The 12,779-nt window shown below is 65.7% G+C and carries 18 protein-coding genes; 13 read left to right on the forward strand and 5 right to left on the reverse strand.

The genetic code is table 11. The features are described 5' to 3' along the window. Window positions 1–122: 122 nt before the first annotated feature. Window positions 123–437 (reverse strand): Arc family DNA-binding protein, encoded by a 315-nt coding sequence (locus MFF24_RS23765; protein ID WP_238228494.1) that lies wholly within the window; start codon window positions 435–437, stop codon window positions 123–125. Window positions 438–770: 333 nt separating this feature from the next. On the opposite strand from MFF24_RS23765, the gene MFF24_RS23770 reads away from it, so the two are divergent. The 11 genes from MFF24_RS23770 to MFF24_RS23820 all read left to right on the forward strand — a co-directional run bounded on the left by MFF24_RS23770 (window position 771) and on the right by MFF24_RS23820 (window position 8,748). Then, window positions 771–1,499 (forward strand): phage antirepressor KilAC domain-containing protein, encoded by a 729-nt coding sequence (locus tag MFF24_RS23770; protein ID WP_238228496.1) that lies wholly within the window; start codon window positions 771–773, stop codon window positions 1,497–1,499. A 380-nt stretch (window positions 1,500–1,879) separates the two neighbouring features. Further along, window positions 1,880–2,347, forward strand: coding sequence for a hypothetical protein (locus tag MFF24_RS23775; protein WP_238228498.1), 468 nt, complete (start codon window positions 1,880–1,882; stop codon window positions 2,345–2,347). A gap of 193 nt (window positions 2,348–2,540) precedes the next feature. Next, complete coding sequence (locus tag MFF24_RS23780) at window positions 2,541–3,968, forward strand: hypothetical protein (RefSeq protein WP_238228500.1); 1,428 nt, start codon at window positions 2,541–2,543, stop codon at window positions 3,966–3,968. A 3-nt stretch (window positions 3,969–3,971) separates the two neighbouring features. Beyond that, a complete protein-coding gene (locus tag MFF24_RS23785) occupies window positions 3,972–4,211 on the forward strand; it encodes a hypothetical protein (RefSeq protein ID WP_238228502.1) in 240 nt (79 codons plus the stop codon). Beyond that, the gene (locus tag MFF24_RS23790; RefSeq protein ID WP_238228503.1) at window positions 4,208–4,657 is read left to right on the forward strand and encodes a hypothetical protein; all 450 of its coding nucleotides are present in this window, start codon (window positions 4,208–4,210) and stop codon (window positions 4,655–4,657) included. Before MFF24_RS23785 ends, MFF24_RS23790 begins: the two co-directional genes overlap by 4 nt. Beyond that, window positions 4,654–4,905: a hypothetical protein gene (locus MFF24_RS23795; RefSeq protein WP_238228505.1), complete on the forward strand. Its 252-nt coding sequence runs from the start codon at window positions 4,654–4,656 to the stop codon at window positions 4,903–4,905. Before MFF24_RS23790 ends, MFF24_RS23795 begins: the two co-directional genes overlap by 4 nt. Next, window positions 4,902–5,294, forward strand: a complete 393-nt coding sequence (locus MFF24_RS23800) for a hypothetical protein (protein WP_238228507.1) — start codon at window positions 4,902–4,904, stop codon at window positions 5,292–5,294. The genes MFF24_RS23795 and MFF24_RS23800 overlap by 4 nt, the downstream gene beginning before the upstream one ends. Next, the gene (locus MFF24_RS23805) at window positions 5,291–5,713 is read left to right on the forward strand and encodes a hypothetical protein (RefSeq protein ID WP_238228509.1); all 423 of its coding nucleotides are present in this window, start codon (window positions 5,291–5,293) and stop codon (window positions 5,711–5,713) included. Before MFF24_RS23800 ends, MFF24_RS23805 begins: the two co-directional genes overlap by 4 nt. A 1,066-nt stretch (window positions 5,714–6,779) precedes the next feature. Beyond that, window positions 6,780–6,938 (forward strand): hypothetical protein, encoded by a 159-nt coding sequence (locus MFF24_RS23810; protein ID WP_238228511.1) that lies wholly within the window; start codon window positions 6,780–6,782, stop codon window positions 6,936–6,938. Further along, entirely contained in the window at window positions 6,928–7,428 is a 501-nt protein-coding gene (locus MFF24_RS23815) for a phosphohydrolase (protein ID WP_238228513.1), read from the forward strand. The genes MFF24_RS23810 and MFF24_RS23815 overlap by 11 nt, the downstream gene beginning before the upstream one ends. A 174-nt stretch (window positions 7,429–7,602) precedes the next feature. Continuing rightward, window positions 7,603–8,748, forward strand: coding sequence for a tyrosine-type recombinase/integrase (locus MFF24_RS23820; RefSeq protein WP_238228515.1), 1,146 nt, complete (start codon window positions 7,603–7,605; stop codon window positions 8,746–8,748). Between the two features lie 393 nt (window positions 8,749–9,141). Here the strand turns inward: MFF24_RS23820 and MFF24_RS23825 are convergent, their stop codons facing one another. Further along, window positions 9,142–9,333, reverse strand: coding sequence for a hypothetical protein (locus MFF24_RS23825; RefSeq protein WP_238228517.1), 192 nt, complete (start codon window positions 9,331–9,333; stop codon window positions 9,142–9,144). A gap of 244 nt (window positions 9,334–9,577) precedes the next feature. Between MFF24_RS23825 and MFF24_RS23830 the strand changes: the two genes are divergently transcribed. Further along, complete coding sequence (locus MFF24_RS23830) at window positions 9,578–9,790, forward strand: hypothetical protein (protein WP_108943024.1); 213 nt, start codon at window positions 9,578–9,580, stop codon at window positions 9,788–9,790. Window positions 9,791–9,836: 46 nt separating this feature from the next. Here the strand turns inward: MFF24_RS23830 and MFF24_RS23835 are convergent, their stop codons facing one another. The 3 genes from MFF24_RS23835 to mntR form a co-directional block, all read right to left on the reverse strand. After that, window positions 9,837–10,040, reverse strand: coding sequence for a hypothetical protein (locus MFF24_RS23835; RefSeq protein ID WP_108941471.1), 204 nt, complete (start codon window positions 10,038–10,040; stop codon window positions 9,837–9,839). A 96-nt stretch (window positions 10,041–10,136) separates the two neighbouring features. After that, on the reverse strand, window positions 10,137–10,445 hold the full coding sequence (locus MFF24_RS23840) for a hypothetical protein (RefSeq protein ID WP_238228519.1): 309 nt from the start codon (window positions 10,443–10,445) through the stop codon (window positions 10,137–10,139). Between the two features lie 148 nt (window positions 10,446–10,593). Continuing rightward, window positions 10,594–11,061, reverse strand: coding sequence for a manganese-binding transcriptional regulator MntR (mntR, locus tag MFF24_RS23845; protein WP_133091666.1), 468 nt, complete (start codon window positions 11,059–11,061; stop codon window positions 10,594–10,596). A gap of 370 nt (window positions 11,062–11,431) precedes the next feature. Here mntR and MFF24_RS23850 point away from each other — a divergent pair, with 370 nt between their 5' ends. Further along, window positions 11,432–12,766 carry an Nramp family divalent metal transporter gene (locus tag MFF24_RS23850; RefSeq protein ID WP_238228520.1) on the forward strand — a complete coding sequence of 445 codons (1,335 nt, stop codon included), beginning with the start codon at window positions 11,432–11,434 and terminating at the stop codon, window positions 12,764–12,766. The last annotated feature ends 13 nt before the right edge of the window (window positions 12,767–12,779 follow it).

The following is a 12,779-nucleotide window of genomic DNA, read 5'->3' on the forward strand; positions in this document are numbered from 1 at the left end:
AACCGACAGGGCTGAAGGCATGGCATCCTCCATCACAAGCCCACCCAGTGAATCACACGCCAGCCAGATCGCCTACCCCAAGTGATTCAACCCGCTAGGGCACGGCTCTAGGTTGTGTTGGGCTACTCCGCGCTTCGGTCCTCAGGTTGGTGCCCCTGATTCACTTCGGCTTCTAACCTGTACTTTAATTCGTGAAGCAAATTGTAGAGGTTGTTCCACTGCCCCTTAAGCCGACCTGCGTCCGACATGCGCAGCACGCCTTCGAGGACGGGCAGGATCTCTTCCGCCTCGGGTAAGGGTGGATAGTGCATCTCCAGCGTCATCAGAATCTCGGCGTTCATTGAACGCCCCTGCTCTCTGGCTGCGCGCTCGATGCGGTCCTTCAGATCCTGAGGAAGGCGAAGCTTGTACTGCGGGTCGGTGCGCGTGTCGGCCATATCGCCATCAATGCCGCAAATGGGTCCTTGACGAAACTGGACCCAACGGGTACGTTTCAATGCACCCAATGGGTCCTTGAGGGTGTGATGCCGTGCAGACATTCAGCGCAGTTCAAACTTCGCATCCCTGCCGATGTAAAAGCATTTTTGGCTGCCGAGGCTGCGAAAAACGCTAGCTCACAGAGCAGCGAAATCGTCAGGGCCGTTCGCGAGCGGATGGAAAGGAACAAGCCGACGACGGGGGAGAGCTTGCAGGCAAAAGCCCCCGCCGCCGGTCCTAACGACACCCCCTTGCAGGGCGGCCCCGAAATCCACGGCTAGGAGACGCCGCAGATGGAACAGCATACCACATCCAATCATCCACCCGCGATCCTCGGCGCGATGCCGCCCACGATGTCGAGCAAGGAGATCGCCGAACGGACAGGGAAGCGCCACGATCACGTCATGCGAGACATCCGCGCTATGCTGGAAGGGCTTAGTGCCGACGCCCCCAGTTTTGGGGCCGTATATCGGGATGCGAAAGGCGAGACGCGCCCCTGCTTCAACCTCCCCAAGCGCGAGTGCCTGATCCTCGTCTCGGGCTACAGCGTCGAGCTTCGCGCCGCGATCATCGACCGCTGGCAGGAGTTGGAGGCGCGCGCGACTCAGCCCCGGTTCGTCCTCGACCCGTCCGACCCGAAGGTGATGCTCGCGGTCTTCGACCACCTCCAGAAGCAGGTGGCGGAGAAGGACGAGGTCATCGCCACGCAGGGCGTGCAGGTGAAGAAGCTGGAGCGCCTGGAGGGTGCCAAGGGCTCCATGTGCATCACGGATGCCGCCAAGACCCTTGGCACCGGCCGGGACGCTCTCTTCGCCCGGCTGCAGGCGGAGCGCTGGATCTTCAAGCGGGCCGGCAACAAGAACTGGCTCGCCTACGACGACAAGCGCCGCTCCGGCTACCTGGAGCACGACGACCACCTCTACACGGACAACGAGGGGCGCGAGCGCGTCGCCACGCGGGTGCTCGTTACGGCGAAGGGGCTGGTGAAGCTCGCCGAGGTCCTGAACCGGCCGCTGCACTGAGCGTCTGATGGACGGTCTGCCGGTCTCGTCCAGTGCCGCGCCGAATCGAGACGGCCGGGCCGACTAGCAGATTCCTTTGCGACAGTCTGGGTGAAATTCACCCCAAACTTGGGGGACGATTCACCCAGACTGCCGCGGGCGAACGGGGCATCATCCTAACGGTTACGCAAAGGACGTAGCGGCCTCCGCGCGGCCAAGCTCACCGTCGGAGGAAGCCGCTACGACCTCGACCCCGGTGATGAAACTGCCTGTCATCTCGGATGAGGTTGAACCTTTTTTGAATGAGCTTGCGTCGGCAGCCGCAGGCAAAAGAGAGCAGCCCGGCGCGTATCCCGTCACCGCGCCGGATCGAGACCCTCAAGATCGAAGGACCGATCCCGATGGCTTCCGCCAGCGATTGCACACGCACGCCTTCTTCAGGAGGCCCCGTCACCCGCGCCATCGCTGCGGTCCGGGAGAAGGGCTACGACGACACGATCGAGCGGATGCTGACGGACGGCGATGCCACCCGGCAGAACCTGAGCGCGCTCAGCATCGGCGGCCTCTACAGTCTGTTCCAGGCCCACGAGACCGCCTCGCTCGCCTTCATGCACAAGGCCAACGCACCGTGCGCTGGAGCCGACGTGCTGTCGTCAAAGCTCCTCGATGAGATCGCCGACCATCATCATCGCGGCCAGGAAGCGGTCATCGCCGAAATCGAGCAACGCCAGCCGAACGACAGCCTCGACCGGGCGATCCGCTTCAAACTGCTCGGTGCCTGGTATGCGGGCAGCGAGGATTGGAACGCCGTCGCCCGGCTTGCCGCGGAAGCTGGGGCCACCAGCCAACCAGACGCTCAGAGGTCGTAAGAGGCCCGTCGGCAACCCGTCTCCTGTGGACAGCCAGGAAGCCTAGTTGAGCCGTGTTTCCCTTAAAGGGATTGACCATATGCCCCTTATAGGGGAATTTACATTATCGTCGAACAGCGAGATGAAGCGGCCCCCGCCGGTCTGGACCACCGACGGAGGCCTGTAGCCCCACCTCACACATCGGATGAATGTCATGCTGCAGGACCTGTCCCGCAATCGCACCCCCATGCCCGCTGCGCAACCGCCGGCCGGCGCCGCCAGATCCAAGCCGCGACGTGCGCGAGCCGAGGCTGGGATCGGTCGGATGCTCTCAGAGCCCGCGTTGCCGTCGCCCGGGTCCCCCGAGGCCATAGCGGCTTGGCGTGCCGCCTGCACCGAGTTCGACCGCCGCACACACATCGGCGACGATGAGTTCAACCGCCTGCGCATCGGCGACACGGTGGCGCTCTGGACGCCCGACAAGGTTCGCAGCGCCATCTCCAGCGACTTCTCGGGCGCTGCGTCGAGCGACGAAGCGCTTGCAATGGCCCGCCAGACCCGCGCCGAACTGCAGGATCTGCTCGTGCTGACGATACGGCGCGACCTGCGATTCGAGGAGGCTGCGAGAGACACCCGCATCCATGAGATGTTCGAACTGGCCTATCCCGACGAGGTCGCTCCGCCTGCGGATGTCGATGCGGAGGAGGGCGCTGATCCGATTCTCGCGGTGATCGCCAATCACAAAGCGGCCTACGCCGCGTGGCTGCCGCATCTACGGGCGGTCTCCGAAACGCTGCAAACCGATCCTGCTTTCACCGCGCTGGAAGCGGCGGCCGAAGCGCCGGAGAAGCGAGAAGCCGACGCTTACGCATCGCTGGCCGAAGTCTCGCCGACCACACTCGCGGGGCTCGTTGCCCTGGCCGACTACCTGCCCGGCGCGCTCCTACGCAACGCTGTCGTCGGCGCCGACAATGATGCAATGAAGGCGCTCAGCGCCATGTGTTCAGCCGTCAAAGCCCTTCTAGGGGATGACATCGGGCTCAATGCAGCTCTGCATGAGCGTAGGGCTCGTGCGGACGAATTCCTGTCCGAGATGGAGCGCGACGGCTTCCTACCGTACCCTGCTGATAACCCTCGTTGCTTGTTGGCGACCAACTACGCGATCCGGTACGAGGCCGAGCGGCTGCTCGCTATCGCGCAGAGCGCATACGATCGACGCGCCAACGCCTATGCAGGCTTCCCAACGGCCGAACGCGATCGCCACCTCAAGCGGCTTCGGGCGGAGTACCGCCTGGATCAACTGGCTGCCGTCGTGCACGAGTCGCCGATAGCTCCCTCGAAGCTCACGGACGAAATCCTGGCGAGCTGGCGGGAGTGGGCCAACGACCCCGGGCACTTCGACGAAGAAGAAAACGAAGCAACGCGGGCGTTGAGCGAGAAGCGTTACGCGCTGATCGATGCCGCCGAGGCCCTTCCTGCGACGCAAGAGAACCTGCCAGCGAAGACGCTCGCCCTCGCGTGGTTAGAATACGTCGATCTCTGGCGGAACGGACAAGCGCGGGACGAATACGGCACGGACGGCCGGCTTGCCCTCGACATCGACACGGCCATCAGCGGCCGGACCCTGCTCAAGGGATACTGAGCCGTGACCGAGATCTGCATCCTGAACTTCGCGCGGCCCGTTGATCGAGCCGCCCTTCGCCGCCGCGTCGAGCTTGCGATCGAGCAGGCCGTCGACATCACCGCCCGCCTCATCGCCTTCCTCGACGATCTGGACGGGGACGTTGAAGCCGAAGACGACGGCATTGCGGAGCCGACGCTCGCCGCCTTGATCACGGGCGACACGCAGATCCGCTGGGCCGGCTTCGAGGGAGAGGCGGCATGAGCGCCACCTCCACCGAACGCCCGATCCGCGGCGTTAACGTCGTGGTCCTCTCCGACGGACGGGAGGTCCATCTCGACGACATCACCACGGCCGCCGAGGGTCAGACAATCCTCGACGACCTCGATGGCGCGATCCTCGGCATCGAGGATCAACTCGCCTTCGACGACGGCCGCAACGGTCCGGTCTGGCGCAAGCGTGCCGAGATGGCCCTGAAGAAGAAGCGCCGTCAGCGGCCGGGCCTGCAGCAGCGGATCGGCGATCTGCGCAGGGCGGAGAAGCGAGCCGCCCAACCCGAGCCCGCCACCTCGCACAAGGATGCGAAGCGCAAGGCCTTCATCGACGCGGCCGAAGAACTGCTGTCACCAGAGGTCTTCACGGAGGTGTGGACGCGCGCCGCCGAGCGGGTGCCTGCCGCCTTCGCCGACACGAACGGGAGGGTGTCATGAGCGGCACCGTGGATGCGCTCGGCCGCGTCTGGTCACACGACGCTTTGGACCGCCTCGTGGCAGATCCAGAGGTGCAACACGTCGTCCGAGCCGCGAAGGCCATCCTCTATCCAGCACCTGGGCGGTTTGCTCAGCGATCCTACGAGGCTTGGGCAAAACGGGAGGGGCGCTCAAAGCCCGGCATCGCCCTGCTGTTCCTGCTCTGCTTGCGCTCGAAACAGTGGGATCACCTCGGAGGCCGGCCATGAACATCGTGTCGGACCCGGTCTTCGCCGCGATAGCCAGGGTGGACGAGGCTCGGCGCGAACACCTCGCCGCCCTCGACGGCTTGGATGAGGACAACGATGTGCAGATGTGCCGAGCCAACGCTGCGGCCGATGCAGAGACGAAGGCCTTCGAGCAGCTGACGCGGGTCATGCCGACGACGCTGGCCGGCCTGCAGTCCCTGGTCGAGCGCTATGCCAGCGAGGCTGAGAAGACCGAGTGCTGGTCGGCTGGGGGCGGCTACCTGCGCCACATCGGTCGAGTGCTGGCATGTGAATCGAAACGCCCTTTTTGGCCCTCTGAACGGCAATTTCCTGAGGCGCGACAGGATGTTGTCCGACTGACTCCGGATCGGGTTGGAGGGTCGCTATGACGATCCCCTCCATCGCGGACGTCACCGCGGCTTGGCACAGCCTTCCGTCCGAGAAGCGCGACTTCATCGGCATCCTAGTCGTCGACATGGTGCTTCAGGGCTTCATCTCGGGCGAGGCCTACATCGTCGGCGAGCAGTTGGAGGATCTGGCCGTGCTCGACGAAGACGTCCGCGGCAACGCCAAGTGCGCCGAGGACGAACTTCTCACGACCCTGACGCAGGTGGTCGAGGCCGCCCTGCCGGAACTGTTCGGCGCGGACGGCGAAAACCCGGTATGGTGCGACAATCCAGGGCCGCGGCCAGGACAACAAGTAGCAGATGCCTCGCCGCTAGAGCCGTTGTTCACTCACCGCCCTGCGAATGCTGCTAGGTGCACCGGCTCGTCATCAACGGCGGAGCGGGCGGGGTTGGCGCTTTGAAGGCACCCCACGCACCATTCGATCGGCACACGTCCGGAATGAATTTGAGGCCGTGGATTTGTCCGTCTGACCAGGCAGTCCAACACGCCTTGGCAAGCCTGAGGCTCGGTATGCTCAAGATGAGATTCGCGGGCAGCTTCGTTCTAAAATCCATACGAACGACTGCCCCATGTTCAGTGTGGCCCCAAACCAAGCAATCCCTCCAATCGGGCGAGTCAGGAAGGATTATACTACCGCATCTAGCTGCAAGCGAACGGGTCGTTCTCCTGCGCTTATCTAGCATTGCAGGCCTCCTGACTAAGCTAAAGCTGCGAATCTACATCACATCACAACCCCGCGATTTTACTTGTGGTTGCTCAGACCGGGCTGAATCCCTGGAAACGGTTAACGGAGTTGCAGCGTGAGCGCCGTCGAGAATGGGGAGCGGGCCTGCCCGGTGATCGCGGGCTTACGCGCCGTCATCTCCAAACATTCGAACAACGGTAACGCCTTCGAGATGACGCTCCGATCACTCGCCGAGCGCGAAGCGCCGACTGCCCATTGGGCGAGGGCATGGTCAGGCAAAAAGGTCACTGCCGCCGCTCGACCGCCGACCATGCACCTGAGCGCTGGCTACCGACCAAACTCCTCATCGGCCAACCACAACTCCAACGGAGCTGCTCTGCCCCCTAGGTCGATAACAACTTGTCTGAAGCTCGCCTCACCCGACGCACCAGGCTTTGGCATGGAAACCTTGTCCCCAATTGCACGAATGATCCCATGCAACTCAAATGAGCCAAAGGCAATATCGACAGTTGTTCCTAGGAGAGAAGAACAACTGATATCAGCGGCTTTCTCGGACATACTTGATCAACGAAACGCTCGCGCAGAGCGATCCAGCTGGAGGTCAGCGATGTTTAACGAGGGCTTACTCAATCGAACACTCAGGACCACACGAACGAATGGTCCGGTCTGATGGTCGCCCAGCGGATCGCAGTCGCCCAGCGCCACGCCCGCTCTATGCGACGCTGCATCTATGACTGCACCGCGCTCGGCCGCGCGGCCACGGCAAGGGAGGGGCAAGCCGATGGCTGAGACCGCGCCCCTCTTCGCCATGGCGGCGGCAGCGCTCGTCTGGGCTGCCATCGCAGCTGTCATGCTCGCCTTCGCGATCCACCAGGCGCGCAAGTACCTGCGCCGCCGTCCGGCGCTCAACCGTGAGGAGACCGACCGTCATGGCGCCTGATAAGAGCCCCGCCGCTGAGACCTTCGCCCGCCGCGTCCACGCTGGGCAGGTCGACAAAGGTGGCGCGCCCTACACCGGGCATCTCGGGCGGGTCGCCGCCCGCGCTCACGCGCATGCCGAGGCGCTGGGCCTGCCGCGCCAGCACGCCGAATGGTGCCAGCAGGTCGGTTGGCTGCACGACACGATCGAGGACACCGACGTAACGGCCGACGTCCTTCTAGACGCCGGCTTTGATCCCGCGGTCGTGCAGGCCGTCCAGTTGCTCACCCGGCCCACGGGGAAGCCCTACCTCGAATGCGTCGCCGCCATTATTGCAAGCGGCGACCGGCTCGCGATGATCGTCAAGCTCAGCGACAACGAGGACAACCTCGACCCGGCGCGGGCCCTGCCCGACGCCCCGCGCGCGCTCGCGGAACGCTACCGGCAGTCGGCCCAAATGCTCCACGCCGCCCTTGCCCCCAACACGACAGGGAGAACGGATCGTGGGTGAGATCGCCCGAACCACGCCGCTGCGCCTTGCGGACGCTGCTGCACTCGCGTTCCCAAACGGCGGCATGACGGTCTCAGGCCTGCGCCGAGAGCGAGACCGCGGGCGGCTTGTCACCGAGTTCGTCGCAGGGAAGGAATACACCACGCTCGATGCGATCGACCGCATGAGGAAGCTATGCCGCGCGCAGCCAAGGGCCCTCGTCTCTACCTCGTCGCTGCCCGTCGCAACGCCGAGGGCCGCATCGTCACCGCCGCTCGATGGGTCATCCGAGACGGCAGCAAAATGCTCAGCACAGGATGCCGCGAAGGCGACGTTGCAGGCGCTCATCAAGCCCTCGCCGACTACCTCCGCGCCGCGCACCGGCCGGCGCGAAACCAACGTGGTCTCGATGAGATCTCGATCGCGGACGTCCTGAGCATCTACGCAACCGATCACGTCGCGCAGCACCCTGACCGGCACCGCATCGCGCAGCGCTTGCAGCGGATCTTGGACTGGTGGGGCGGCAAGACCCTCGCCCAGGTCACGGGCGCTACCTGCCGAGCCTACACGACTCATCGGGGCAATACCGGCGGCGCGCGGCGGGATCTGCAAGACCTCTCCGCTGCGATCGGACATCACCACCGCGAGGGCTACCACCGCGAGATCGTGAAAGTGGCGCTTCCGAAGCGAGGCGAGGCCCGCGACCGCTGGCTGTCGCGCTCCGAGGTGGCCAAGCTGGTCTGGACGATGTGGCGCGCGCGTGAGGGCAGCCGAGCCGACGGGAAGGCCGGCAATACCACCGAGGGCCGCTACACAATGCGCCATCTCGCGCGCTTCGTGCTCTTAGCCTACTCGACCGCGAGCCGCCCCGGCGCCGTGCTGACCGCGAGTTGGGAGGCCGCCGCCGGCCGTTCCTACATCGACCTCGACAGGGGCGTCTTCTACCGGCTACGCGAGGGCGCGCGCGAGACGAACAAGCGCCAACCTCCCGTGCGGCTGCCGCGCTCGATCCTGGCGCATCTGCAGCGCTGGCGGCGGCTCTCCAACAGTGGATCGGGCTACGTCGTGGAATGGCGCGGCCAGCCGGTTGCGCGGGTGAAAGTCGGCTTCGCCAACGCAGTGAAGCTGGCCGGCCTGGGGGAGGGGGTTTCGCCGCACACCTTGCGCCATTCGGCCGTGACGCACCTGATGCAGCAGGGTGTGCCGACGTGGGAGGTGGCCGGGTTCGCCGGCATGGGTGAGGCGGTTCTTCGCCGCCACTACGCACATCACCACCCGGATCACATGGGCGCTGCGGTGTCTGCCATGGGCGCTACACAGAAACGCTACAGATTGGCGTGAACCGATCACGAACGTTCCGTGATAATAAGCGCCAGTCGTCTTTGATTTTATTGAAGAAAATCGAAAAACCAGCCGTTATGAGCGGTCGGATCTAACCATTGAGCTACAGGCCCCTGCGCTAGAACGCCGATAAATTACGCCCTGAGCTGATCTGTGAAGACGAGTGGGGCGTCAGAAACGGCGAGGCAAACGCCGCTTTTGAGTAGCCGGGGCGGGGCCATGCGGCAAGCCCCGTAGATGCCGGATCGGCGATGGGCATGGCTCGCTTCGGTCGGTCGCGGCAACCGGCAAGGGTCCGTGCAAGCCGCCGAACGTGCCTCGGACGACGGGCGGCCCGCGGCGAGCTGCCGGATCGTAGCGGCGGCCGGAGCGATGGAGACGGGAGCCGGGCGATCAGCGTTTCGGCTTCCGGTCCGCCGGCCTTTCCGGCTTGGGGTCCCTCGAAGGATCGGGATTGTCCTCGGACTTGACCGTCGCCCCCGGCGTGCCCTTGCCGGGGTGCCCGGTCTGCTCGTCGATATTGCCGAGCGCGCCGCCCTCGTGCGTCTTGCCGGCCTCCGTGCCAGGCTTCTCCGGCTTCCTCATGTCGGCCTCCCATTCGCCGAGCAAAAATGCTCCATGCCGGTAGAACGCGGGGCGAAGGTTGAAGGCGCCGCATGTTCGGCATTATGATGCAGATGTGATCGCTCCGGAGCCGCGCGCAAGTCCCCCATCGGAGGGGCATTACGTGCAAGGAAGACCGCTAAGCGGCCTTCCGGCATCGGCTCCGCCGCATTGATCCATGCGTCCGGCCGCCCTGACGCTCGGACATCCCGAACAGGAAGACACCATGCGTTATACCGTTCATTGGACCGCGCCTTCCGGCCCCTCGGCGGAGCCGCACGCACTCGGAGCGAGGGCGGCCGAGCGGGCCATGACCTTCGCGAGTATGGGCGCGTCGGACGTCTACGTGGAGACCAATGACGGACGGGTGTTCCGCGCACCGGCGCAGATGGCCGCCCTGGTTCAATACGCCCAGACCGCCGACGCCGAACAGATCTGATCCGGCGGCGCAGGGCAGCTCGGGCCTGCCTCCGGATCGGAGGGCTTCAGGAGCCGACGAGCTGCCACTCGAAGACGAGCTGGCGCAGCCGCGCCTGGGCGGCGCGGCGGGCCTCGTCGAAGGTCGCGTAGTTCTGCGGGCCGTAGCGCCGCGGCGCGCCCTTCTCGAGGATGGAGCAGACGAAGCGGCCCGGACGCCGCCAGCACGGTCGCACATCGATGGAATAGGGATGGTGGGTCCGCTCAGCCATCCGCACATCGTGCCACGCCCGCCGGCCCCAACCAAGGGGCGGCGTCACCGGGCGCGGCTCACATTTGCTTGCAGCCGCGCCGAGGACGGGTGGCCCTCAGGCCTCGCTCTCATCCTGCGAGGGACGCAAGGAACGCTCGATCGTCTCCAGAACGGTCTTGGCGAGCGCCGCGTCCGGATCGTCGCGGAACAGCACGTCGCGCAGCATGGCGAGGTAGCCTTCGAGGCGCTCGTCGTAATGGTCGGAATCGATCGAGCGCAGGACACTCGCCAGGAAGCCCACCGCCATCTGGTGGGCCACCTGCTTGGCGCCGAGCTCGGCGAGCCCCTCGGCGAGGTTCGTCACCGCCACATCGTGCCGTGAGCTGACCGCGGCGAGGGCGGCGAGTTGCTGAGTCTGGTCCATCGGTGTCGGGTCCTCGGAACGCGCCTGCGGTCGGGGCCGCAGCTTATACCAAGCTGCATGGAACAGGACCGAGGGTCCTGTTCCATGCGTCCGGCGGACGCCCGCCGCCGCGCGGGCCATCGACGATGATGACCACCGTCGATGAATCTTACAGCTTGGCGTCGGCGAAGCGGCGGAACGCCTCCAGCGTCTCGGCACTGACATGGTGCTCGATGCCTTCGGCATCGCGCCGCGCCGTCTCGGCGCTGACGCCCACGGCGCGCAGGAAGCGCTCGACGATGCGGTGGCGCTCCCGCGACTGCTCGGCCAGCGCCTGCCCCGCCGCGGTGAGAAACACGCCGCGATAGGGCCGCTGCTGCACGAGACCGTCCTCGGCGAGACGCTTGAGCATCTTGGCGACCGTCGGCTGGGCCACGCCGAGGCGGGCGGCGATGTCGACCTGCCGCGCCTCGCCGCCATCGCCGATCAGGTCGGCGATCAGCTCGACATAATCCTCCACAAGCTCGAGACGGCGCGCCTCGCGGGCCTGACGGAAGCTCTCGACATGGACTTCGGCGTCGACGAGCGGCGCGTCCGTGCCCGCGCGGTGCGATTCCGGTGCCGGCTCCTGCCCCATCTCTCGCCCCATCTCTCGCGCTGCGTCCTGCATGAGGCGGCGGGCTCCTCCGTTCCCAGGCACGGCCTGACCGGCCCGCACCCCATCTGATCAACGTCGTTCACGAAACACGCGGCGTGCGGGCCACGCTCCGGCGCGGGCAGCCGATCCGCCGGGTGTCATCGGTCGTTCGTGCCGACCTGTTTAACCGATGCGCCCCGTGGCCGGGAACCCGGTCTCGGCGGCTCTTGATCACAGCTTCGGCACAGCTTTATAGCTGAAGCTATATGGCTCTCTCATCCGATCGGCGCAGATGGGGCGGCCGCCCTCCCGTCGGAACGACCGAGTGGGGCAGGGAAACCGAGCGCCTCGATTTCGAATGGAAGCGGTGATGGATCAGGTTCGGCCGGCCCCGCCCGGACAGACCTCTGCGGAGCCGAGCCTCGGCGCGCTCAACGGCAGCGTGCCGGTGCGGGTGGGCGGCTCCTGGCTGTGGCGGCTCTTCGCCTTCCTCGGGCCGGGCTACATGGTCTCGGTCGGCTACATGGATCCGGGCAACTGGGCCACCGACATCGCCGGCGGCGCCCAGTTCGGCTACACGCTGCTCTCCGTCATCCTGCTCTCGAACCTGATGGCGATCGTGCTGCAGGCTCTGGCCGCGCGGCTCGGCATCGCCACAGGCCTCGACCTCGCCCAGGCCTGCCGCGAGCGGACCTCGCGGCCCGTCTCCATCGCCCTGTGGCTGATCTGCGAGGCGGCGATCATCGCCTGCGACCTCGCCGAGGTGATCGGCACGGCGATCGCCCTCAAACTGCTGTTCGGCATTCCTCTGACGCTGGGCGCGATCATCACCGCCCTCGACGTGTTCGTGGTGCTGCTGCTGCTGCGCCGGGGCTTCCGGGCGCTCGAAGCCTTCGTGATCGGGCTTCTGACGATCATCTTCGTCTGCTTCGGCATCCAGATCGTCATGGCCGCGCCGCCGGTCCAGGCCGTGCTCGGCGGCTTCGTGCCGTCGAAAGAGATCGTGACCAACCCGGCCGCGCTCTACATCGCCATCGGCATCATCGGCGCCACCGTGATGCCGCACAACCTCTACCTCCACTCCTCGATCGTGCAGACGCGGGCCTATCCCCGGACGGAGGAGGGCCGGCGCGAGGCCCTGCGCTTCGCCGTCACCGATTCAACCGTGGCGCTGATGCTCGCTTTGTTCGTCAACGCCGCGATCCTGATCATGGCCGCGTCCGTGTTCCACGCGAGCGGGCGCACCGAGGTCGAGGAGATCGAGCAGGCCTACGAACTGCTCTCCCCCTTGCTCGGCGTCGGTATTGCCTCGACCCTGTTCGCCGTGGCGCTGCTGGCCTCGGGCCTCAACTCGACGGTGACGGCGACGCTCGCCGGCCAGATCGTCATGGAAGGCTTCCTGCGGCTACGCCTGCCGAACTGGGCACGGCGGCTGGTGACGCGAGGCATCGCCATCGTCCCCGTGGTGGTCGTCACCGCGCTCTACGGCGAGCAGGGCACCGCCCGGCTGCTCGTGCTGAGCCAGGTCGTGCTCTCGATGCAGTTGCCCTTCGCGGTGATCCCGCTGGTGTATTTCGTCTCCGACCGGCGGCTGATGGGCTCGTTCGTGATTCCGAGCTGGTTGAAGGGGCTGTCCTGGCTGATCGCCGGCATCATCGTGGTGCTGAACGTGAAGCTGTTGATCGATATCTTCACCGGCACCTGACGACTCAGCCTCA

Source organism: Methylorubrum aminovorans (assembly GCF_022179725.1).
Taxonomy (GTDB): domain Bacteria; phylum Pseudomonadota; class Alphaproteobacteria; order Rhizobiales; family Beijerinckiaceae; genus Methylobacterium; species Methylobacterium aminovorans.

Coding starts and splice junctions, on each gene's coding strand:
- MFF24_RS23765 (WP_238228494.1), bottom strand. CDS start 437: ATGGCCGACACGCGCACCGACCCGCAGTACAAGCTTCGCCTTCCTCAG.
- MFF24_RS23770 (WP_238228496.1), top strand. CDS start 771: ATGGAACAGCATACCACATCCAATCATCCACCCGCGATCCTCGGCGCG.
- MFF24_RS23775 (WP_238228498.1), top strand. CDS start 1,880: ATGGCTTCCGCCAGCGATTGCACACGCACGCCTTCTTCAGGAGGCCCC.
- MFF24_RS23780 (WP_238228500.1), top strand. CDS start 2,541: ATGCTGCAGGACCTGTCCCGCAATCGCACCCCCATGCCCGCTGCGCAA.
- MFF24_RS23790 (WP_238228503.1), top strand. CDS start 4,208: ATGAGCGCCACCTCCACCGAACGCCCGATCCGCGGCGTTAACGTCGTG.
- MFF24_RS23795 (WP_238228505.1), top strand. CDS start 4,654: ATGAGCGGCACCGTGGATGCGCTCGGCCGCGTCTGGTCACACGACGCT.
- MFF24_RS23800 (WP_238228507.1), top strand. CDS start 4,902: ATGAACATCGTGTCGGACCCGGTCTTCGCCGCGATAGCCAGGGTGGAC.
- MFF24_RS23805 (WP_238228509.1), top strand. CDS start 5,291: ATGACGATCCCCTCCATCGCGGACGTCACCGCGGCTTGGCACAGCCTT.
- MFF24_RS23810 (WP_238228511.1), top strand. CDS start 6,780: ATGGCTGAGACCGCGCCCCTCTTCGCCATGGCGGCGGCAGCGCTCGTC.
- MFF24_RS23815 (WP_238228513.1), top strand. CDS start 6,928: ATGGCGCCTGATAAGAGCCCCGCCGCTGAGACCTTCGCCCGCCGCGTC.
- MFF24_RS23820 (WP_238228515.1), top strand. CDS start 7,603: ATGCCGCGCGCAGCCAAGGGCCCTCGTCTCTACCTCGTCGCTGCCCGT.
- MFF24_RS23825 (WP_238228517.1), bottom strand. CDS start 9,333: ATGAGGAAGCCGGAGAAGCCTGGCACGGAGGCCGGCAAGACGCACGAG.
- MFF24_RS23830 (WP_108943024.1), top strand. CDS start 9,578: ATGCGTTATACCGTTCATTGGACCGCGCCTTCCGGCCCCTCGGCGGAG.
- MFF24_RS23835 (WP_108941471.1), bottom strand. CDS start 10,040: ATGGCTGAGCGGACCCACCATCCCTATTCCATCGATGTGCGACCGTGC.
- MFF24_RS23840 (WP_238228519.1), bottom strand. CDS start 10,445: ATGGACCAGACTCAGCAACTCGCCGCCCTCGCCGCGGTCAGCTCACGG.
- mntR (WP_133091666.1), bottom strand. CDS start 11,061: ATGGGGCAGGAGCCGGCACCGGAATCGCACCGCGCGGGCACGGACGCG.
- MFF24_RS23850 (WP_238228520.1), top strand. CDS start 11,432: ATGGATCAGGTTCGGCCGGCCCCGCCCGGACAGACCTCTGCGGAGCCG.